Source organism: Candidatus Zixiibacteriota bacterium, from assembly GCA_017999435.1.
Classification (GTDB): domain Bacteria; phylum Zixibacteria; class MSB-5A5; order GN15; family FEB-12; genus JAGNLV01.
Map to the genome: position 1 here is coordinate 197199 of JAGNLV010000004.1, position 21508 is coordinate 218706.

The following is a 21508-nucleotide window of genomic DNA, read 5'->3' on the forward strand; positions in this document are numbered from 1 at the left end:
AATAATCTCGCCATCCGACCGCGAAAAGCAACAAAAAGCGCGCGCCGAGGCGACCGCGCCGTTCTTTATAGCACGCGGCGGGGGAAGAATGTTCGCGGGGGGCAATTGGCGGGGGGCGCCGGGCAAGCGCCCGGCGCCGTGGCGAAATCGGTCAGAGCGTGTAGCGGCCGCCGGGCGAAAGCAGCTCGACCCGGGCGCCGCGGACCTTGCCCGCGAATTCCGCGGGATCGGCGGCGATCAGATCCCACGTGCCGTAGTGAATCGGGATGACGACTTTGGGCTGAAGGAACTCGACCGCTTTGACCGCATCGGCAATCCCCATCGTGAAGTTGTCGCCGATCGGCAGGAAAGCGAGGTCGATCCGGTTCATCTCGCCGATCAGTCTCATGTCGAGGAACAGGCCGGTGTCGCCCGGGTGATAGATCGTCTTCCCCCCGATGGTGACGAGGAAACCGACCGGCGGCCCGGTGTACCGGGAGGCGTCCGGACCGTACCCGCCGCCGTGATGGGCAATCGTCAGTTTCACGCGGCCGAAGGGGAACTCGTGGGAGCCGCCGATGTGCATCGGGTGCACCTTCAGCCCTTCTTTCGCGCAGAGGTTGGCCAGCTCGAAGCTGGCGATGACGGTGGCGCCGGTCCGCTTCCCGATCGCGACCGCGTCGCCGACATGGTCGCCGTGGCCGTGAGTGAGCAGGATCCACCCGATGTCGATCGTCTCCGGCTTGGCGGCCCCTTTGGGGTTGTCTTTCAGGAACGGGTCGATGATGAGTTTATGCGGACCTTCCGTGATCGTCACACAGGAATGGCCGAGCCATTGGATATGCGGCATGAGACTCCTCCTTGGCACCGATTACGGGTACGAACAGCGTTCTCTGCGTAAGTAAGGGCGCGGGCGGCGGGAAGTCAAGGGGGGCGGGGCGCCGGCGTCACGGGCCGGCGATGATGCCGCCGCCGAGCACGATGTCGCCGTCGTAAAGGACCACCGACTGCCCGGGGGTGATGGCGCGCTGCCGGTCGGTGAATTTCACGTGCACACGGCCGTCAGCCAGACACGTTATCCGGGCGTGGCCGGGCGTATGAAGGTAGCGGATTTTGACGAGGGCGTCGAAAGACACCCCGGTCGCTGTCGCAGCGCCGGCCGCGGGCGACTCGGCGGCGGCCGGGGCAGGACCGCCAGGGTTCTCACCCGCAGCATACGTTGAGGTTTGGTCCCGGGCCGGCGGAGGATGGGCCACCCAGTTGACGCGCTCGGCGACGAGTTCATCGCGGAAGAGCGAGCTGTTGGACCCGACCGTCACGCGGCCGGAGATGGCGTCGATGCGCTGCACGTAGACGGGTTCGGGGAGGGGATGCTCCAGGCCTATCCCCCGCCGCTGGCCGACCGTGAAATCGACCGTACCGGCGTGGCGGCCCAGCACCCGGCCGTCCTCGTGGACGATCTCCCCCGGCCGGCGCTTGAGCCCATGTTTCTGTTCCCACTCGCGGAGGAAGCGGCGGTAGTCATTGTCGGCGACGAAGCAGATTTCGCGCGATTCGGGTTTCGCAGCGGTGCGGAGACCGACGCGTGCGGCGAATGCGCGTACGTCCTTCTTGTACCGGCGGCCGAGCGGCATGAGGGTCATGGCGAGCGCATCCTGGGACACGCCCCAGAGCACGTAGGACTGGTCACGGGTGGCGTCGACCCCCTTGCGGATGCGCCAGCGGCCGTTCTCGCCCTGTTCGATGACGGCGTAGTGGCCGGTGGCGATGTAATCGCAGCCGATCTCGCGGGCTTTGTGGAGGAAACCGCTCCACTTGATGTCGGTGTTGCAGAGGACGCACGGATTCGGGGTTCGGCCGGCGCGGTACTCGGAGACGAAGTTTTCGATGACGGCGGCGCGGAACGGCGCGGACATGTTGAGGACGTAAAACGGGGCGCCGATGCGGTCGCACACGAGGCGGCAATCGGTGACGGCGTCGAGCGAGCAGCAGCGGCCGTCGCGGTGCCGGTCGCCGCCCACGTCGACGTAGTCCCACAGTTTCATGTGGGCGCCGACAACTTCGTACCCCTCTTCTTTGAGGAGAAGGGCGGCGACGGAGGAGTCGACGCCGCCGGACATGGCGACCAGAACGCGGGGGGGCATGGCAATCGTCTTCCTGCGGGCCGGGGACCCGGCGGTCCGGGCCTACGATTTCATCCGTTCCTGGTACAGCGGCGAAAGCGACCGCAGACGCTCGATGATCGGCGGCAGCTTGGCCAGCACGTAGTCGAGCTGCTCCCGGTTGGTGGAGCGGCCGAGGGAGAAGCGAATCGCTCCCTGCGCGACCACGCGGTCCTTTCCCATGGCGACCAGCACGTGGGACGGTTCGGTGGCGCCGGAGGTGCAGGCCGAACCGGAGGAGCAGGCGACGCCCTCCAGGTCGAGGGCCAGCAGGATCGACTCCCCTTCGACGCCGGTGAAAGAGATGTTGCAGACCTGGGGAATGCGTCCCATGCGGGTGCCATTGAGGTAGGTGTGCGGGATCGTGGTAAGCACCCGGTCGATGAAGAAGTCGGCCAGGTCGCTCAGGCGGATCCAGTCCTCTTCCATGCGGCGGCGGGCGATCTCGAGCGCTTTGGCCAGCCCAACGGCGCCGGCGACATTTTCGGTCCCGGGGCGGCGCTTCTTCTCGTGCGAGCCGCCGTACATGAGCGGCGTGAGTTTGATGCCGTCGCGGATGAACAGCGCGCCCGTCCCCTTGGGGCCGTATATCTTGTGACCCGTCAGCGACAGGAGTTCGAGCCCGAGATCGCGCACGTTGATTTCAATCTTCCCGCACGACTGCACGGCGTCGGTGTGAAACCACGCCCCCTTTTCGTGGGCGGCCTGCACGAGCGGTTTGAGGTCCTGGATGGTCCCGGTCTCGTTGTTGGCGTGCATGATCGACACAACCGCCGTCTGATCGGTCACGAGGCGGGCCAGCCGCCGGGGCGAGACGAACCCCTCACTGTCGACCGGGGCGGCGTCGGCCGTGAACCCGTGACGGTGGACCAGATACTCGCAGGCCTCCATGACGGCGTGGTGCTCGGTCGCGCCGTACACCGCGTGCCGGCGGCGGTCGCGCCGCTGGAAGGCTGCGCCGAGTACGGCCATGTTGTCGGACTCAGTGCCGCCCGAGGTAAAGTACAACTCGCCGGGGTCGCAACTGATGAAGGCGGCGACCTCCTCACGGGCCCGCTCGAGCGCCGCTTTGGCTTCGCGGCCGAAGTAGTGCAGGCTGCTCGCGTTGCCGAACGTGTGCGACAGGTACGGCAGCATGGCGTCAACCACTTCCGGGTCCACCGGCGTGGTCGCGTTGTGATCGAGGTAAATTTGATCCATAGTCTCTATTGTGCACCCTTTCTCTTCAGCGAACCACCGACGGCCGGGACGGACCGCGCCGGTTGCTAGGGAAAAACCGGCTCACGCCGTGACCGGTTCCCGCCGCAACCGGGAGGGCGGTCAGAACGCAAACAATATAGTGAAATGCCAGCGATCATCAAAGGGGATATCATCGGTCTCGATCCGACGGGCGTAGTCCAACCGGATCGGCCCGGCGGGCGAGATGATCTGGACGCCGGTGCCGTAGGAATAGGCCAGCCGGCTGAAGCTGAATTCGCTGACCCGGGTGAACCCGTTGCCGATGTCGATGAAGACCGTCTGCCAGAGGGGCATGTTCTCCAGCAACTTGTTCAGCAGGGGCACGACGGCGAAGACCTGGAGGGTTTTCCAGCGGAATTCCTGGTTGCACACGACGGTAAAATTGGCGCCCGGCAGGCTGTCGGCCAGAGTCGGGGCGAGCGTGTTTTCGGCGAATCCGCGGATCGTGTTGGCGCCCCCCAGGAAGAAGCGGTCTTTGCTGGGGACCAGTTCGGAATCGCCGAAGGCGTGCGCGTAGCCGGAGCGGAACCGGGTCGCCGAGATCCAGCCCGGCCAGACCGGGCGGTAGAACGACCACGAGCCCTCGAGGCGGTAGAAGTGCTCGTCGCCGCCCAGAAAGCCGCCGTAGTATTCGGTGCGGAGGTCGCGCACCGAGCCCTGGCGGGGCACGAAGACATCGAGGCGGCTGTCCCGGCGCAGATTCAGATAGAGGCGGCGACGGATGGACAGCCCCTCGACCTCGGCGCGCACGGCCTCTTCGAGTTCAGCCGGGACGCCGCTGATGTCGACCGACTGGTATTCGATGCCGGCGGTGACATCGGTGAGGCGGCCGACCCGGCGGGTGGTCGAGAGCGATGCGTTCCACTCCTCGACGTCGAAATCCTGCGCCTCGTGGCGGATGCGCGGCTGGTATTCGAGGGTCACCGCCAGCGGCATGCGGAATCCCAGCAGCCAGGGTTCGGTGTAGCGGAGGCGGTAGAGGTGGTCGGTGAGGCGGGCGTCGGCCCCGAGCGAGAACTCGACGCGGTTGTAGAATTCGAGGCGGCGCGAGCCGAAGAGGTTGCGCTTGCCGGCGCCGGAGGTCACGCTCCAGGTCAGGTCGGCGGCCTCGGACTGCCCGGCCCCGGTCGTGAACGACAGGTAGTACGGTTTGCGCTCGCGCACCTGAAGGACAAAATCGGGGCGGTAGCGGTCGGACTGCTGCGCCTCCTGCTGCAGTTGCAGGGTCGAGAAGTAGCCGGATTCGAACAGCCGCCGCTCGGAATCGATGAGGTCCTGGCGCCGGTAGACGTCGCCCGGCTTGAACTTGAGTTCGCGGACGGCTGTATACTCCGGGTACCGTTTGACGCCGCGCACGGAGACGCCGCCGAATCGCACGAGGGAGTCGGCGGTGATCGCATAAGTGATCGCCGTCGCGCCATCCGGTCCGCCGGTATCGACCTCCGGGGTGACGGCGGCGTAGGGATACCCGTTGTTGGCGAGGACCGCCTTCATCTCGAAGCCGGTCTCGACCAGGTCGAAGTAGTTGACCGGAGCGCCTTGCTTGAGGCCGCGGACGGCCCGCTGGAAGCGGGATTCCAAGCGCGGCGGGTACTCCCCCTGAATGCGGACGTCGCCGTAGACGCTGCGGCGGCCCTCGTCGATGACCGTGCGCACGCGGACGCCGGCGCCGGTCTCCATCGGCTCGAACGATTCGCTGACGCGCACGCCGAGGAACCCCGAACGGAGGTAGAGGTATTTGATTTCGAGGGTGTCGCGGTCGAGCGTTTCGCGCTGGAGACGGCTGCGGCGGTCGCCCTTGAGGGCCGCCCAGAAGGTGCGGGGCCGGGCGTACATCTGCTCGCGGATGCGGCCATCGGAGTAGTGCGCGTTGCCGTCGATCACGATGTCGCGGATGGGCGGGTTGTCCTTGATGAGGCGGAGCATGTCGCGGTCGACAGCGGCAGCCGGACCAAAGGCGCCGACGGCGGCCAGCGCGAGCACCACGGGCAAAACCCGGCGGGCGATTCTCACCATTCCCAGTGCAGCCTCAGGTTAAGGTGGTAGAGCTCGTCCTCGTCCCGGCGGCCCTCCAGCAGCACCCCCTTGAACCAGCGATACTCAAAGCCGTACTCCTGGCGGGTCTGGCCGGAGATGGTCGACCGGCCGTACACGTACAGACCTTCTCCCACGTATTTGCCGAGCGTCACCCGGGCGTTCCACGGGCCGAGCTGGTCGCTGTAGACCGGGTCGATTTCGAAGGTCTCGACGCCGATCCGGTTGAGCTGTCGGCCGCCGATCTGGGAGAACTGGGCATAGCCGAGGCCGAGGACGCGCTCCTCGAGCCGGCCGCCGACCGCCAGACCGTCGCCCCCGTAGTAGTTGGTGACGATGAGCGGGAGGAGATCGGACTGGGCGATGTCCTCGCCGCCGCAGGGGTTGATTTCCGGGGTTTCGAGCGTGCCGCCGACGTGGACGCAGAGATCGATGGCCTCGGTCACCGGCCCCTCGTCGCCGGTGGTGGCGCGCACGGCGGTCATGCGGGTGGAGCCGGTGATGTCAAGCTGCGGTTTCAGCGTGTCGCTGCCCTGGAAGGTCACCTTGCTGCCCGGATCGAGCCGGAAAGTTTTATCGAAGAGGAAACCGCGCCCGCGGAGGACCTCCATTTCGCCGAGGAAGCGGTAGACGCCCCGCTCGCGGACGAGGTTGATCTCGCCGGCGAACTCGGCGTCGATATCTTCATTCTTGATCCAGAAGTTCGAGAGGATTTCGACGTTGACGTTGAGGTCCCAGGTGTTCTGGGAGGTGAGCGCCCGGAGAATGGGCGAGCCCTCTCCCTCCTCGGCGAACGGCACGCGGTACTGGGCGGAGATGAGCTGGATGTCGCCGGAAACCGTCGGCGGAGTGGGGCCCTCGACGAACAGCCGCCCCTCGACCTTCCCCCGAATGTCCTCAAGCTCATAGGTGAAGGGAAATTCGTTGTCCAGGCGCACCTCGACGTCGTAGGCGAGGCTGTCGAGCGCCAGCAACTGGAGGGAGCCGTCGATGTAGGCATAGTGGCGGCGGCCGACGCCGGAGGGATCGTTGCGGTCGGTCGCATAGGCCTCGATGCGGTGGATGAGGATGCTGTCGTCGTGCATGGACACGCCTGCCGAGTCGGCGAAGATCCAGTTCTCGAGGTCGAAATACTTCAGGCGGGCGTTCTTGATGTACGCTTCCCCCTGGACGTGGGGATCGCGCGGATGCCCGGAGAGCTCGAAGTCGGCGAAGAAGTCCCCCTGCAGGTCCTCGACCGAGGGCAGGAGGAGGCTGACGAGGTCGAAGTCGCGGTCGCGGGCGTCGATGCGGATGGCCATGGGCCGCCGGGGAAAGCGCTCGAGCGAATCGGCGGTGAAAGCGAGGTCGGCATAGAGCACGCCCCGGGCCCGGTACGCCCCGGAATCCGAATAGATGCAGGCGGAATCGACGTCCAGGCGGGCGTCGGCGTAACTCAGGGCGGCCACCGCGTCGCCCAGTTCGAGCCCCGCGTAGGTCAGCGAATCCACGGCGCCCTCAAGCCGGATGACCGGGGACCGGAAATCGCCCGCCACCGCGGCCGTCGTCGACAGGTACCCGTCCATCGGAATGGTCGAGTCCGCGAGGCTGAGCCAGGGCGCGATGGGGAGGCGCTCGAGGGTGAGGCGGAGGTCCATCGACTCGTCGTAGTTGATGCGGCCGGCCAGCGACAGGCGGGCGTCGGCGTTGCCGATCTCGGCCCGCCGGAACATGAAACCGGCGGTGTCGACCTCGATGAGCATTTCCTCGGGGTTGGAGAAGCTGCGGTCGAGCAGATTGACGTGGAGCGCGCCGATGCGGAGCTGCTGGGGCTGGGCGAGGTAGTCGAGGGCCGCCGCCCCCGCCACCGTCACGTAGGGATTGCGCACGAGCGCGGTGTCGATGTACACGAGGTTGGAATCAATGCGCAGCCAGGCGTAGCCGGTGTCGTACGGCAGGCCCCAGGTGGAGCCGCGGTCGAACCAGACCTCGACCGTGCCCCGGCGGCCGGCCAGGAACCGGTCGAGATCCACCTCGGCGTACAGGGTGTCGGCGAACAGACCGTAGATCCAGCACGAATCGGAGGCGAACCACCCCCGGAGATCGGGGTCGACGGTGCGGCCGGTCAGAGTGGCCTCGGCGTAACCGCGCCCGCCCGGCTCCTCGATGAACAGCCGGGTGTTCCGATAGCGGTCGAGGTTGTTGAGATCGATCTGGACCGACAGGTTGATGTCGTCATCGTAGTCAATGACGCCGCCGGCCCAGATAACGTTCTCAAAGTAGTCGACGCGGAAGGGATCGACGAAGACCAGCGAATCGGCGGTGATGACCATCGTGCCGTAGGCCTGCTGGATCGGGAAATCGCCGAAGCGGGATTCGTACAGGCCGACGACGGTGGTCAGGCGGAGGCTGCGGCTGGAGAACGACTCCCCCTCCAGGGCGATGCGTCCGGTCAGGTCGGATTCGAAGGTTCCCGGGACGAGGCGGTCGAGGTTGAAGTTGCGGATGTCGGCCTCCAGCCGGTAGGTGTTGGGCCGGGCGGCGAAGTCGATATCCCCGCTGCCGTCGAGCGAGCAGCCGCCGAGGAGGCTGCCGTAGAGGCTGTCGAGAGTGAGAAGGTTGTCGCGGTAGTGAAAGTCGATCACGAGGTTCTGCATGTCGAAGATGCTCAGGCTGCCGGCGAGGTTCAGCGAACCCTCGGCCGCCCTGCCGACAAATGAGACCTCGCCGGCGAGATCGACCGTGCCGGGCAGCGAGACGTTCAGGTAGCGGGCGAGGTCGGCGACATCCACGTCATCGCCGCTCAGACGCACCTCCCCGGCCGGCTCGTCTTCGAAACGCACGTTCCCCTCGAGACTCAGCCGCGTCGAGCCGGAGAGCACGGAGACGCCGGTGAAGAGCAGGCGGCGGTCGGCGTAGGTGACTTTCCCCTGGCCCGCGTCGAGCTTCACACCGGGCAGGTCGGAAGAAAAAGCGAGGCGGGCGAGATCCGCCGTGTACAGCCCCTGGTCGCCCTCTACGGCGGCGGCGAAGGCGACATCCCGGACGGTCGTGGTGTCGCCGCCGCGGACCACAGTGAGGCGGCCGTGGTCGACCGTGACCTGCGAAACCAGGAACGACGGCAGATCGGAGGGGCCTTTGGCCGCTCCCGCCGGGCGGGTCAGCGGGGGCAGGAGCCAGCCGGCGACGCTGTCCTGCACGAGCGTGACGTCGAGGGAGTCGATGTACAGGAAATTCAGGATGTAGCGCCGGTTCCAGAGGTTGCGGAAGGAGTAGGCGGTGCGGAGTTCCGGGAAGCGGGCCAGCCGGTAGCGGTGCGTGCTGTCGACATAGTAGATCTCCACGTCGTGCAGCGAGAGGCGGCTGAACATGTCGCCGCCGATTTTTCCGATCCGGATGTCGAGGTTGTTCTGCTGGGCGAACATGCGGCGGAGGCGGTCGTTGGCCAGCCGCTCGATGCCGCCGAGGTAAACCAGGTAGACAGCGCCGCCGACGAGGACGGCCATGGCGACAGCCAGGAGCACGAGGATGATTTTTCTGAGCCGCCGCATCATAGTTCAATCCGCAGGCGCCGACAGATGCTGCGCGCCGTCTGGTAGCCCTCGCCGGCCGCCGGGCCGATATCCTCCACCACAGCCCGAACGAGGCCGGGTGCCGTACCCACATTGAGCGCTCCCCGCACGTGGCTGTGCAGCTGGGCCGGCCGATTCTCGATCGCCAGGCAGGCGATAATCGCCAGTTCCCGCTCGATGATCGTCAGCCCGGGGCGGGAGAGCACTTTCCCGTAGCCCTCCAACACCATCCACCGGAATATTTCCGGCGCCATCGCTTCCACCCGCTCCCGAAGCCGGTTATAGTTCTCGGCATAGACGAGGCGGCAGAGCGCCGTGCCCCGGTCAAACCAGGCCTCGGCGGCAAAGTCCGCCTCCACAGACGCGGGGGGCCTCTCCTCTTTATACTGCCGGTGGAGATGCTCGGCGGCGATCAGCATGCGGGGAAACCCAAGAAACAAATACGACTGGAGGACGATCTCGTACAGGGACGCGCGATCCAGCCCGCGTCCGGCGGCGAGGTGAAACGCCGAACTCATCGCCGGTTCATCGGCCAGCGCAATGGCCGCGGCCCAGAGCGCCAGTAGCCGCTCGCGGGTGTGCCCGTCCGGGACAAAGCAGGCCAGCCGCCGACGGAATTCATCGGTATCAGCGGTCACATTCACAGAATCCAAGTAAATGATGGGGCGCGCTGAAAGGCAACGATTTAACACGGGTCGCGGGGCGGTTCTCGATGCGCTCGGGCGCCGGCCGATCCCACAGGCTCGGCCGGCGCACAGGGAAAGGCGGCGTATCCGGAGAGACTACGGGATGTCCCGATCCGGCGGACCATCGTACTTGAACGGCGGCGGGCCGAGACGGCGCATCGGCTTCTCGCGCGTCATCTCCTCGTACACATGAGCCACCAGGCCGGGGACGCGGGAGATGATGAAGAACCCTTTCCCCAGCCGCCAGTCGAAGCCCATGTCGGAGATGACGGCGGCGATGGCGCCGTCGACGTTGATCGGCAGTTCTTTGCCGAGTTTTTCGGCCAGCGCTTTCTCGATCGCTCTGCAGAGGTCGATGTGGCGTCCGCGGTAGCCGTGGCGATCGGCGAGGGCGAAGAGTTTGCCCGTGCGGGGGTCGATATTATGGAGGCGATGGCCGAACCCGGGCATGCGCATTTTGTTCACTTTCAGCCAGTTGGCGAGCTCGCCGGCGAGTGTCTCGACATCGCCGCTCTTGGCCGCCCACTCCTGCAGGAGCTTGGCGGACTGCTCAATAGCGCCGCCGTGCGTGTCCCCGATCACCAGAACCCCCCCGGCCACGGCCGCGTTGAGGGAGTTGCCGCCGGAAAGGACGGTCCGGGCGCCGAGGACTGAGGGCGGTGAGGCGCCATGGTCGATCGATGACACCAGGACGGCGTTCATCAGCTCCGCCTCCGCCGGGGAGGGCAACTGGCCCTTCAGAATGAGGAAGACGGCCTCGGCGTAGGAGAGCTTCTCCATGATATCGGTGATGGCGTAACCGCGGACGCGGATGCGGCCGGGAGCGATATCAGTGATGGCGGTAGACCAGGTTTCCTCAGGCATCGTTCACACCTTTGTTTATATTAAGTGTCGAGAATGCGAAGAGCTGGCGCCGACAGCGCCCATCATGGGACGGCCGGCGGAGCCTCGCGCGGCAGTCTCCCGAGTTCCTCAGGATGAGCGCCGAGAGGAACAAAATTCAGCCAGAGCTGCTGCAGACTGTCGGCCGAAACCGAGAACATGCGCTGGACGGTCGAATCGAACGGCAGCGGTGAAGAATACATCATGCCGAAAGCCCGAATGCCCTCGTGGACCACGAGAAAGTCAACAAAGGAGGCGCCGAGAGCGCGCCGGATCTGTTCGGACTCGGTATCAGGGTAATCGTCAGACGCAGTGTCCGCGGCTAACTCAGCCAGGGACACAAACTTCCCCGAATCGATCAACTCCTGCGTCCGCTGGTGGTAGTTGACACCGGCAAACTCCAAAAGCGCCCTCACCCCGTGCTTCAGAAAACGGAACTTCGGCTCTCCGGGATACCACCGCTTGAGCATTAGCTGAGCCATGATCGGGCCGTAATTGCTCGGCAGCCAAAAGTGAATTACACTGGTGTCGGCGTACGGATAATACGTCCCCGTGATCTTATGCCCATGCCCGACCCCGGTGTAGAAGTAGACCTCGATGGTATCGGTGGGGACGGGGACCTGGAAAAACTGAGCGTCGCGGCGCATCAGGGCGGGAAACACGTGCGCCATTTCCTCGACATGGGCCGCCATCGGATGCCCCTCCGGGTAATGGACGCGGAGGGTGCCGTTGGTGTAGGTCTTCCAGCCGGCGTAGGGATCGTCGGCGGCGGACGGTGAGGTCTCCTTTTTGTCGGACTGGCAGGCGGCCAGGACGAGCCCGAGAGCGACCGCCAGAAAAATGCACGGAAATGGGGCGCGAAGCATCGCTTTTGAGTGCCTTCCGGTTGATGCCGCTGGTCGGCGGTGCACCTAACTGTTTACGGCCTCGCAATATATTGAGAGCGGCGGCAACTGTCAAACCGATAATCAAGTTATTATTTTCACAAATCGGCTTGACTTGCCCGGCGCCATTGGCGATATTTTTCGCAAGAGAGCAACAGGTGGCTTTGTAAGGTCGATTTTGTGGGGATTGGGCCCACCCGCCCCACCGTCGGCCGGCCCAGGCAATTGCCTCGAAGGGATGCACCGGTGTTGATGGCCAGACCGACCCCCACATACCCCTCCCCCTCGTTCGCCAAACGGGTCCTCACCATAGTCGGCGGTTACGGCAGCGGGAAATCGGAGGTGGCGGTCAACCTCGCCCGGCAGTTGGCGCTGACCGGGGGAAAACCGGTGGCGATCGCCGACCTCGACATTGTCAATCCGTATTTCCGGTCGCGGGAAGCGACCCGGCAGTTGTCCGAACTTGGCATCCAATCGATCCACCCGACGGGCGGCCTGGCCCACGCCGACCTGCCGATCATCCTGCCGGAGGTGCGCGGGGCGATGGAGCAGTTTGGCGGGACGCTGATTCTTGATGTCGGCGGCGACGACGTGGGGGCGCGGGTGCTCGGGTCGCTTGCGGACGCGGTCCCGGCTGATGACTACGAGCTGTTGCTGGTGCTGAACGCCCACCGGCCCTTTACGGCGACCGTGGCGGGCTGCCGGGCGCTGATGGCCAAGATCGAGGCCACCTCGCGGCTGGCGTTCACCGGGATCATTTCCAACACGCACATGCTCGAGCACACGACGGTCGAGACGATCCGCGAGGGTCTCCGGCTGGCCCGGGCGCTGGCGGCCGACACCGGTCTGCCGATTGCGTTCGTGGCGGCGCTCGAGGACCAGGTCAGGCAAATAAATCCTGAAGAGATAGATGTGCCGGTGCTCATGCTGGACCGTCTGCTGCTCAAGCCGTGGGAACGGCCGAGCCGCAGGCCGGGCGGCTGACACCGGGCGAGGACCGGTCTCATGCCAGGCGTACGCATAGATAAGAATCACTGCAAGGGATGCGAGTTGTGCACGAAAGCGTGCCCGCAGAAGATCCTCTCGATGTCGGACGACATCACGGTGCGGGGATACTTCTACGCGCGGCTGCACGATCCGTCCCGCTGCATCGGGTGCCGGCTGTGCGCTCTCACCTGCCCCGATGCGGCCATCGAAGTACATGCCCACGGAACGACGTTCGTCCTCGTGGACTACTGAGGATCGGAGCGGACACCATCATGGCGAAGATACTGATGAAGGGAAACGAAGCGCTCGCCGAGGCGGCGATCCGGGCGGGCGCCGAAGGTTACTTCTGCTACCCGATCACGCCGCAGTCGGAGGTCGCCGAGTACATGGCCAAGCGAATGCCGGAAGTCGGCCGGGTCTTTCTCCAGGGGGAGAGCGAGGTGGCGGTCGGCAACATGCTTTTCGGCGCGGCCTCGACCGGCAAGCGGGTCTTCACGACCTCGTCGAGCCCGGGCATTTCGCTCATGCAGGAAGCGATCTCGTACATGGCGGGGGCCCACCTGCCGGCGGTGATCGTGAACATCATGCGCGGCGGCCCCGGCCTGGGCGGAATTCTCCCCGCCCAATCGGACTATTTCCAGGCGGTCAAGGGGGGCGGCCACGGCGACTACCGCGTGCTCGTGCTGGCCCCCTCGAGCGTCCAGGAAGCCGTCGACCTCATGATGCTCGCCTTCCACCTCGCCGACAAGTACCGCAACCCGGTGATGTTGATCGGCGACGGCATGATCGGCCAGATGATGGAGCCGGTCGAATTTCCGGAGGAATACCGGGAGGATCCCCTGCCGCCGAACGACGAATGGGCGGCCACCGGCGCCCGCGGCCGCCGGCCGCGGATCATCAAATCGCTCTTCCTCGACCCGGAGAAGCTCGAGAAAAACTCCTGGGACCTGGCCGAAAAGTACGCGCGCATGCGCCGCGAAGAAGTCCGGTGCGAGTGCTACAAGGTGACCGGGAAGAACCGCATTCTGATCGTGTCCTACGGGACGATGGCGCGCATCTGCCAGACCGTAATCGACGAACTCGAGGCGGAGGGCGTGTCGGTCGGGCTGCTCCGCCCCATCACCCTCTTCCCCTTCCCCGCCGACCAGATCCGCGCCGAGATCGAGAAGAAGAATATCGAGGCCGTGCTGACGGTCGAGATGTCGACTGCGCAGATGCTCGAGGACGTCGAGCTGGCGATGCAGGGGAAGAAACCGGTCGCGTTCTACGGCCGGACGGGCGGGATCGTCCCGACGCCGGAAGAGGTGCGGGACAAGATTCTCGCGATGCTTGGGCGGACGGGCGCCCCGGCGGCGAAAGCCGCGGGCCGGGCCGCCAGGAAAACCGCCGCCAGGAAGACGGACGCCCAGAAGAAGGCGGCCGGGAAGAAGAGGTGAGGACGGCATGGGACACGCGACGACAACCATCTTTCGGCGGCCGACAGCCCTCCAGGAAACAGTCACCCACTACTGTCCCGGCTGCACCCACGGCATCATCCACCGCCTGGTGGCGGAATCGATCGATGAGCTGGGGGTGCGGGAGCGGACGGTGGGGGTGGCGCCAGTAGGGTGCTCGGTGCTGGCCTACAACTATTTCAACTGTGACTTTCTCGAGGCCGCGCACGGCCGCGCGCCGGCGCTGGCCACCGGGTTCAAGCGGCTGCGCCCCGACCTGATCGTGTTCACCTACCAGGGGGACGGCGACCTCGCCTCGATCGGAATGGCGGAGATCGTTCATGCCGCCAACCGGGGGGAGAAAATCACCACGATTTTCGTCAACAACGCCATTTACGGCATGACCGGGGGACAGATGGCGCCGACCACGCTGCCGGGGCAGAAGTCGACGACCTCGCCCAACGGCCGCGACGTTGCGCTCACCGGCTGGCCGATCCGGGTGTCGGAACTCCTGGCGACGCTGGCGACGCCTCTGTATCTCGAACGGGTGGCGGTGCACACGCCGCGGCACATCCTCACCGCCAAGAAGGCGATCCGGCGGGCTTTCGAATACCAGGTGAAGGGCGAGTGCTTCTCGCTGGTCGAGGTCCTCTCGACCTGCCCGACCAACTGGGGCAAAACGCCGGAGGAAGCGGAGCGGTGGCTGCAGGACAACATGGTGCCGTACTATCCGCTCCGGCGCTTCCGCACGCCCGAGACCACGGCGGAGGTGCGGTGATGGCGCAGTACGAAGTGATGTTCGCCGGGTTCGGCGGCCAGGGGATCATGACGGCCGGGCAACTGCTGGCCTACGCGGGGATCAAGGAGGGGAAACACGTGGCCTGGATCCCCTCCTACGGACCGGAGATGCGGGGCGGGACCGCCTACTGCACGGTGGTGGTGTCGGATGCGCGGATCGGGTCTCCGATCGTGACGACGCCCTGGTCGGTGTGCGCTTTCAACCGGCCCTCGTTCGACAAATTCGAGCCGCGGGTACGGCCGGGGGGCCTCGTGCTCGTCAACAGCTCGCTCATCGACGTGACCAGCAGCCGCACAGACATCCGCCAGCTGCTGGTTCCCGCCAACGAGATGGCGATCGCGGCCGGCTCCCCCAAATCGGCCAACATCGCGGTGCTCGGCGCCCTCATCGGCGCGACCGGAATCGTGTCGTTCGACACGGTGCGCGCGACCGTGCGCGAGAAGATGGCGTTCAAGGCGAGCGTGCTCGAGGCCAACCTGAGGCTTCTCGAGGAGGGCCGCCGGCTGGCCGCGGCCCGGGTCGGCCAGGAGGACACCGTATGAAGCACGATTTCTCAAGACTGCCGGACATCATCGGGAGGTATCCGGCCGAACCGGGGTCGCTCATCGCCGTGCTCCAGGATATCCAGAAGGAGTACAATTTCCTGCCGTGCGAGGCGCTGACGGCGGCGGCGCAGGCGCTCCACGTGCCGCTGTCGAAAGTCTTTTCGGTATCGACCTTCTACAACGCCTTCTGCCTCACGCCGCGCGGCGACAAGATCATCCGGGTCTGCATGGGGACCACCTGCCATATCCGGGGCGCCAAGCAGCTTCTGGAGCAGTTGGAGACGCGGCTGGGCATCAAGGCCGGCCAGACCACGCGGGACATGAAGTTCACAATCGAGGTGGTCAACTGCGTGGGCGCGTGCGCCATGGCGCCGGTGGTCATCATCAACGACGAGTACCACGGAGACTGCAAGGTGAGCGACGCCCGCCGGTTCACGATCGGAGCGAAGAAGGACAGGAAGGAGGCGGCCGAGTGAAAATCACCTCCCCCGCGCAACTGAGCAGGCTGCAGACCGACCTGGCGGCGCAGGATAAGAAACTTGGCAAGAAGGTCATGATCTGCTGCGGGCCGGGCTGTCTGGCTAATGGAGCCACCAAGCTCGTGCAGGCGTTCCGCTCGGAATTGGAGAAGAAACGGATCAGGGACTTCCGGGTCGAGGCGCTCAAGGAGACCGGCTGCCACGGATTCTGTGAGAAGGGGCCGCTCGTCGTGATCGAGCCGCAAGGGACGTTCTACACGCGGGTGACGCCCGCCGACGTGCCGGAGATTATCGAGCAGTCGATCCGCGGCAACCAAACGGTCGAGCGGCTGCTCTACCGGGACCAGGCCACCGGCGAGCCCAAGACGACCTACCACGAGATCGATTTTTACCGCAAGCAGACGCGCATCGCGCTGCGAAATCTCGGGAAGATCGACCAGTACTCGATCGACGAGTACATCCGGGTGGGCGGGTACCAGGCGCTGGCGAAGGTGCTGACGACGATGACGCCCGACCAGGTGATCACCGAGGTGAAGGCCTCGGGGCTGCGCGGCCGGGGCGGCGCCGGTTTCCACACCGGCCGCAAGTGGGAGTCGTGCGCCACGGCGGACGACTGGCCGCACTACGTCGTGTGCAACGGCGACGAGGGCGACCCCGGGGCGTTCATGGACCGCTCGATCATGGAGGGGGATCCGCACAGCGTGCTCGAGGGGATGATTATCTGCGCCTTCGCGGTGAAATCGAAAGACGGCTACATTTACGTGCGGGAGGAGTACCCGCTGGCCGTGCAGAACCTGCAGCGGGCGATCACCCAGGCACGCGCGTACGGGCTCCTCGGCGAGGGCATCCTCGGCACGGAGTTCTCGTTCGACATTAAAATCAGCCGCGGGGCGGGGGCTTTCGTCTGCGGCGAATCATCGGCCCTGATGAAATCGGTGGCCGGCGAGGTCGGTGAGCCGCGGGCCAAGTACGTCCGGTCGGTGCTCAAGGGGCTGTACGACAAACCGACAGTGCTCAACAACGTCGAGTCCTACGCCAACATCCCGGTGATCATCGCCAAGGGCGGCGCCTGGCTGGCCGCGATCGGCACGCCAAAGAGCACCGGGACGAAAGCGTTCTCGCTGGTCGGCAAGGTGCGCAACACCGGCCTGATCGAAGTGCCGATGGGGACGACGCTGCGCGAGATCATCTACGGTATCGGCGGCGGGATTCTCCACGACCGGCCGTTCAAGGCGGTGCAGACGGGCGGCCCCTCGGGCGGCTGCCTCCCGGCCGACAAGCTCGACCTGCCGGTCGATTTCGACACGTTGACCGACGCCTACTCGATGATGGGATCGGGGGGGATGATCGTCATGGACGAGCGGACCTGCGTGGTGGACGTGGCCAAGTACTTCCTCCACTTCCTCGTCGAGGAATCATGCGGCAAGTGCACGCCCTGCCGTGAGGGGCTCTTCCAACTGCACGAGCTGGCCAACCGGATCAGCGACGGCCGCGGGACCGAGGCCGACCTCGCCCTGATGGAGAAACTCTCGGAAAACATCATCATCGGCTCGCTCTGCGGGCTCGGCAAGTCGGGTCCCAATCCCTTCGTGAGCACGATCCGGTACTTCCGCGAGGAGTACCTCGCGCACATCCGGGACCACAAGTGCCCGGCGGGCGTCTGCACGGCCCTCATCCGCTATGACATTGTGGCGGAGAAGTGCGACGGCTGCATGGCGTGCATCCATGCCTGCGCGGTGAACGCGATCACCGGGCGGAAGGGGAAGGTGCACGTGATCAACCAGGATATCTGTACCAAGTGCGGCGCCTGTATGGCGGTGTGCCGGCGGGATGCCGTGGAGGTGGCATAGCTCATGGCAACGGTTACGATACAAGTCAACGGACGGGCAGTGCGGGCGGAGAAGGGCGAGATGCTGCTGGCGGTGCTGCGCCGGGAGAAGATCGACATCCCGGCGACCTGCAACCACGAGGCGGTGGAGGCGTTCGGCGCCTGCCGGCTCTGCACCGTGGAGATCACCAGGGACGAGTGGAAGGGCTGGAAGAACTACGTGACCTCCTGCCTCTATCCGGTCGAGGCCGGGCTGATCGTGCGCACCCACTCCGACACGGTGATCGAACTGCGCCGGACGCTGCTCGATCTCCAGCTCGCGCGGCACCCCCGCACGCCGCTCATCCAGCAGATGGCGGCCGAGTACGGGGTTCTGAAGACGAGCTACGAGGAGGCGCCGGACGGGGACGACTGCATTTTGTGCGCGCTGTGCACGCGGGTGTGCGACGCGATGGGTTTCCGGGCCATATCGACGGTGGGGCGCGGGCACGGCAAGCGCGTGGCGCCGCCGCTTGACCAGCCGCCGCCGGATTGCGTCGGCTGCCTGGCCTGCGCCCAGATCTGCCCGACCGGGTTTATCACGTACAAGGAATTCGGCGCCGGGCGGGAAATCTGGGGCAAGCAGTTCCAGATGGTCACGTGCACGCGCTGCGGCGCGCCGACCATCACCCGCGAATTCGCCGACAACCTCGCCGCGCGGCGGGAGATCCCCCGGGAGTACTTCGACGTGTGCGACGCCTGCCACCGCGCGGAGCTGGCCGGCACCATGGGGCGGATCGCCCAGTGGAACCGGGAGGAGGCGGCGCGATGAATTCCCGGTTGGTGGTGCGGCCGAATCTCTGCATCGGCTGCCGAACCTGCGAGCTGGCCTGCTCGTTCACCCATTCGGCGGACGGCAAGCCGGGGCGGTCGCGGATATTCATGCTCGACGGCGGGCACGAGAAGCTCTGGGTGACGGTCACGTGCCTCCAGTGCGACGACCCCGCGTGCGTCAAGTCCTGCCTCGTGGGCGCGCTCCGGCGCAACGAACAGACCGGGGCGATCGAGCTGAATCAGGAGACGTGCGTCAAGTGCATGGCCTGCGTGGCGGCCTGCCCGTTCGGGTGCGCGATCCTCGATCACACCCACGACCGGGTGGTCAAGTGCGACCTGTGCGGCGGGGACCCGGCCTGCGCCCGGTTCTGCCCGACCAAAGCGCTGGATTACCGGCCGATCGCGCAAGCCGCCAAAAAAGCCGGCTGAACCCGGCCCTAAGGAAAAGCCGGAGGCGTCGGCCGGAAACGGCCGACGCCTCTCGTTTTGGGGCAATATCGGAGTGAACCCGTTCTATCGGTTCGCCTCGACCTTGTTCCTGAGCGACTCCACTTCCTGCCGGAGGGCGGAGAGCTCGGCGAGGATTGATGCGACGTCCGCAGCCCCGGGGTTTTCGGCCGGCGCCGGAACGTCCCCGAGCTCGGTCAATACGGGAGCAGCCGGCTGCGCGCCGCTCCCCTCGCCGCCCGCAACAGCCTCATCGAAGCTGTAGCTGGTGGCGATGAAGAAGCAGTGCATTTGGGCGCCCAGAACAGAAGCTTCCCCGTCCAACCTCCTTGCGTTCACGTAGAAGGTATACACACCGGCGGTATCGGTTCGGAATAGCCGCATGGGGTTGAGAGTCGAGTAGTAGTTCCCGGCCACGGCCGCGCCGGGGAGCGCCCAGTTGGCATACCACCAGTCGTCGGCCGTTGTCGAATCATCCGACAGAGCGACGCTGACATCAGTGGAACCTGAGCCCGGATGATCCAGCTTCACTCTGGCCGTCGCGACAGCCAGGACCCAGCCGGGCGCGGGCACGCGAATGGTCCGGGACAGACATGATTTCCACGAGCCGGTGCAGGCCGTCGATTCGTAAAGGGCGTTTTTGGCCGACGCCAAGCCGAACTCATCGACAATGCTGCTGGAGAAGATGGCGCCCGCGGTGAGGGTGTCCCGCACCTTGACGTTCCCCATGACGTGCAGTTTGGCGGTCGGGTTGGCGGTTCCGATCCCCACCTCTCCCCCGTCCTCGATCATGAGGCGGTAATCCCCGACGCCCGTTTCACAGAAATCGAGGCCGCCGCCGTAGTAGGCGACGTGATACTTGGTCGTCCCGGCGCTCTGATAAGCGAGGGTGCCGTTGAGGGTCAACTTGTGGGTGGGCGTCTCGGTCCCGACGCCGAGGTTGCCGGAGACGTAGGTGGTCGGGCCCAGGAAATAACCGCCGAAACCGCTCGCGCTCGCCCCGTAGACGCCCCGGCCGCTCGTCGACGTCCCCATCACCCCGAATCCGTCGTTCTCCGCCCGTCCGTACACGCCGGCCGTCCCGAGGCCCCCGGTCGTGCGACCGTAAATCGCGACCGCGGTCGAGCGCACATCCAGGGGATACTCCGGCAGCGTGTTCAGAATCCCCACCTTGCCGTCGCTCGTCCAGGTCATGATTTCGGTGCCGACGTCCTGGCTCCGCAGCCCGAGGGCGCCGTCGGGAATGTTGTTGTTCGTGGCGTCGTCCATGCGAAGGTGCCAGCGGTTCTGCGGCGTTTCGATGCGCAGGCCCGTCTCCCCCCAGTTAGAGGCATGCGAGGTCTCAAGTTTCAGGAAGGCCGTTCCCCCGCTCAGGCTGCTCTCGATATGCACCTTGTCTTCCGGACTGGCCGTGCCGATGCCGAGCCAGTCGCTGGCGGTCACCAGTCGCACGTTTGCTCCGTCGTCCGCCCAGCCGGAGTTCCCGACGCCTACTGCGAAAGCGGCGGTGTCGGCGTATTTCGCCCGGCCCGAGGTGTCGGCGTAGTTGGCTCGGATCGTATAGGCCGAGCTGTTCACCGGCAAACGGACAGCCGATTCCGCTCCCCCGTCCACGGCAATCGACAACCAGCGGGGCGAACCGTCGAAGTGCGAGCGGGTTAGCGGGGAGGTCTCTCCGAGTTGCACCTCGAAGACGCCGTACGAAATGACTACGTCGTCGTGCGTCTCCACCCATACGGGGGAGCCGCCGGAGCTCGCGACATAGAGCCGGAAGGTGAGTGCGACGGTGGTGTCCAGGGGCTGGCCGAGGTCATCGGTCAGGCGGCCCTGGAAGGTCATAGTCGAAGGGACGGCGGCCGCGACGGCCGAGGCCAGCAGCAGCACGGTTGGCAGGAACAGGGCGGTTAGGGGGCGCATAATGTCACTCCGAATGGTGGGATAGTATGGTTGTTACGTTCGGACTGAACCGGGCCGGAGAAGTGCCTTCGGCGCCGGGAAGTTGTTCCTTCAAAGGTGAGCCGGCGCCTCAGCCGGATGCGCCGGCGGCCTGCGTCTACTATGGACAAGCTAACCCATTTTGGACGAAAGTCAAGCAGGACTTGGCGTTCCCGCGCACTTTGGCGCCCGCGGGCGCGACCGGGGCGCGGAGAACGACAAAACCCCTTGACACCCCTCGGAAATTTCGGCTCATTAACCAGTTAGCGGTTTTCGACCCTTCCGCTCCCCCGCGGGAGTCGCGCTCGACCCCCCGGGGACGCTACGGCCGTCCCGCACACCGGGGTCAGGAAACCATATCAGGACAGGTTCGTACGTACCTATAATCGTATCGGAGGCGAGATCAGCATGAAGATGACCGACCGGGAGCAGGATGGCGTGGTCGTGCTGGAGCCAAAGGGCAAAATCATGGGCGGGCCCGATGCCAGCCTGCTGCACGACAAACTGCACGACATCATCGAACGGGGAAGACGACAGGTCGTCATCGACCTGGGCAAAGTGGACTGGATGAATTCGACGGGGTTGGGGATCCTGATATCCAGCTACACGACCCTGCGCAATCACCAGGGGGAACTGAAACTGGCCAATGTGACGGACAAGATACAGTCGCTCCTCACCATCACGAAACTGGTGACGGTGTTTGATGCGTACGACTCGGTCGACGACGCGGTGCGGTCGTTCCGATAGCCGGAGACGCAGCGGACAGCCCAGGCGCGGAAATCATCATGACAGGCAGACCTGCCCGGCTCTGCCTGTTTTTTTGGA

19 protein-coding genes are annotated in these 21508 nt (G+C 65.6%); 10 read left to right on the forward strand and 9 right to left on the reverse strand.

Annotation, left to right across the window (positions count from 1 at the left end; genetic code table 11):
• Positions 1-151 precede the first annotated feature (151 nt).
• The 8 genes from KA261_11270 to KA261_11305 all read right to left on the reverse strand — a co-directional run bounded on the left by KA261_11270 (position 152) and on the right by KA261_11305 (position 11399).
• Positions 152-829, reverse strand: coding sequence for a metal-dependent hydrolase (locus tag KA261_11270; GenBank protein ID MBP7698378.1), 678 nt, complete (start codon positions 827-829; stop codon positions 152-154).
• A 97-nt stretch (positions 830-926) separates the two neighbouring features.
• Complete coding sequence (gene mnmA, locus KA261_11275; GenBank protein ID MBP7698379.1) at positions 927-2099, reverse strand: tRNA 2-thiouridine(34) synthase MnmA; 1173 nt, start codon at positions 2097-2099, stop codon at positions 927-929.
• Between the two features lie 66 nt (positions 2100-2165).
• Positions 2166-3341: a cysteine desulfurase gene (locus KA261_11280; GenBank protein ID MBP7698380.1), complete on the reverse strand. Its 1176-nt coding sequence runs from the start codon at positions 3339-3341 to the stop codon at positions 2166-2168.
• A 120-nt stretch (positions 3342-3461) separates the two neighbouring features.
• A complete protein-coding gene (locus KA261_11285) occupies positions 3462-5396 on the reverse strand; it encodes a BamA/TamA family outer membrane protein (protein ID MBP7698381.1) in 1935 nt (644 codons plus the stop codon).
• A complete protein-coding gene (locus KA261_11290; GenBank protein MBP7698382.1) occupies positions 5390-8944 on the reverse strand; it encodes a translocation/assembly module TamB domain-containing protein in 3555 nt (1184 codons plus the stop codon). Before KA261_11290 ends, KA261_11285 begins: the two co-directional genes overlap by 7 nt.
• Positions 8944-9603: a carboxymuconolactone decarboxylase family protein gene (locus KA261_11295; protein MBP7698383.1), complete on the reverse strand. Its 660-nt coding sequence runs from the start codon at positions 9601-9603 to the stop codon at positions 8944-8946. The genes KA261_11290 and KA261_11295 overlap by 1 nt, the downstream gene beginning before the upstream one ends.
• Before the next feature lie 144 nt (positions 9604-9747).
• Positions 9748-10515 carry a citryl-CoA lyase gene (locus KA261_11300; protein MBP7698384.1) on the reverse strand — a complete coding sequence of 256 codons (768 nt, stop codon included), beginning with the start codon at positions 10513-10515 and terminating at the stop codon, positions 9748-9750.
• Between the two features lie 62 nt (positions 10516-10577).
• On the reverse strand, positions 10578-11399 hold the full coding sequence (locus KA261_11305; protein ID MBP7698385.1) for a hypothetical protein: 822 nt from the start codon (positions 11397-11399) through the stop codon (positions 10578-10580).
• 270 nt (positions 11400-11669) lie between these two features.
• Between KA261_11305 and KA261_11310 the strand changes: the two genes are divergently transcribed.
• The 9 genes from KA261_11310 to KA261_11350 all read left to right on the forward strand — a co-directional run bounded on the left by KA261_11310 (position 11670) and on the right by KA261_11350 (position 18730).
• On the forward strand, positions 11670-12401 hold the full coding sequence (locus tag KA261_11310; protein MBP7698386.1) for a cobalamin biosynthesis protein CbiA: 732 nt from the start codon (positions 11670-11672) through the stop codon (positions 12399-12401).
• Positions 12402-12422: 21 nt separating this feature from the next.
• The gene (locus KA261_11315) at positions 12423-12656 is read left to right on the forward strand and encodes a 4Fe-4S binding protein (GenBank protein MBP7698387.1); all 234 of its coding nucleotides are present in this window, start codon (positions 12423-12425) and stop codon (positions 12654-12656) included.
• A gap of 20 nt (positions 12657-12676) precedes the next feature.
• On the forward strand, positions 12677-13840 hold the full coding sequence (gene vorB / locus KA261_11320) for a 3-methyl-2-oxobutanoate dehydrogenase subunit VorB (GenBank protein ID MBP7698388.1): 1164 nt from the start codon (positions 12677-12679) through the stop codon (positions 13838-13840).
• A 7-nt stretch (positions 13841-13847) separates the two neighbouring features.
• Positions 13848-14615 (forward strand): 2-oxoglutarate oxidoreductase, encoded by a 768-nt coding sequence (locus tag KA261_11325; protein MBP7698389.1) that lies wholly within the window; start codon positions 13848-13850, stop codon positions 14613-14615.
• Positions 14615-15178 (forward strand): 2-oxoacid:acceptor oxidoreductase family protein, encoded by a 564-nt coding sequence (locus tag KA261_11330; protein ID MBP7698390.1) that lies wholly within the window; start codon positions 14615-14617, stop codon positions 15176-15178. Before KA261_11325 ends, KA261_11330 begins: the two co-directional genes overlap by 1 nt.
• Complete coding sequence (locus KA261_11335) at positions 15175-15657, forward strand: NAD(P)H-dependent oxidoreductase subunit E (GenBank protein ID MBP7698391.1); 483 nt, start codon at positions 15175-15177, stop codon at positions 15655-15657. Before KA261_11330 ends, KA261_11335 begins: the two co-directional genes overlap by 4 nt.
• A gap of 77 nt (positions 15658-15734) precedes the next feature.
• Entirely contained in the window at positions 15735-17510 is a 1776-nt protein-coding gene (locus KA261_11340) for an NADH-quinone oxidoreductase subunit NuoF (GenBank protein MBP7698392.1), read from the forward strand.
• A gap of 3 nt (positions 17511-17513) precedes the next feature.
• Positions 17514-18299, forward strand: a complete 786-nt coding sequence (locus KA261_11345) for a (2Fe-2S)-binding protein (GenBank protein ID MBP7698393.1) — start codon at positions 17514-17516, stop codon at positions 18297-18299.
• Positions 18296-18730 (forward strand): 4Fe-4S dicluster domain-containing protein, encoded by a 435-nt coding sequence (locus tag KA261_11350; protein MBP7698394.1) that lies wholly within the window; start codon positions 18296-18298, stop codon positions 18728-18730. Before KA261_11345 ends, KA261_11350 begins: the two co-directional genes overlap by 4 nt.
• A gap of 84 nt (positions 18731-18814) precedes the next feature.
• On the opposite strand, the gene KA261_11355 is transcribed toward KA261_11350, so the two are convergent.
• Entirely contained in the window at positions 18815-20665 is a 1851-nt protein-coding gene (locus KA261_11355; GenBank protein ID MBP7698395.1) for a hypothetical protein, read from the reverse strand.
• 426 nt (positions 20666-21091) lie between these two features.
• Between KA261_11355 and KA261_11360 the strand changes: the two genes are divergently transcribed.
• Positions 21092-21430 (forward strand): STAS domain-containing protein, encoded by a 339-nt coding sequence (locus KA261_11360; protein MBP7698396.1) that lies wholly within the window; start codon positions 21092-21094, stop codon positions 21428-21430.
• Positions 21431-21508 lie beyond the last annotated feature (78 nt).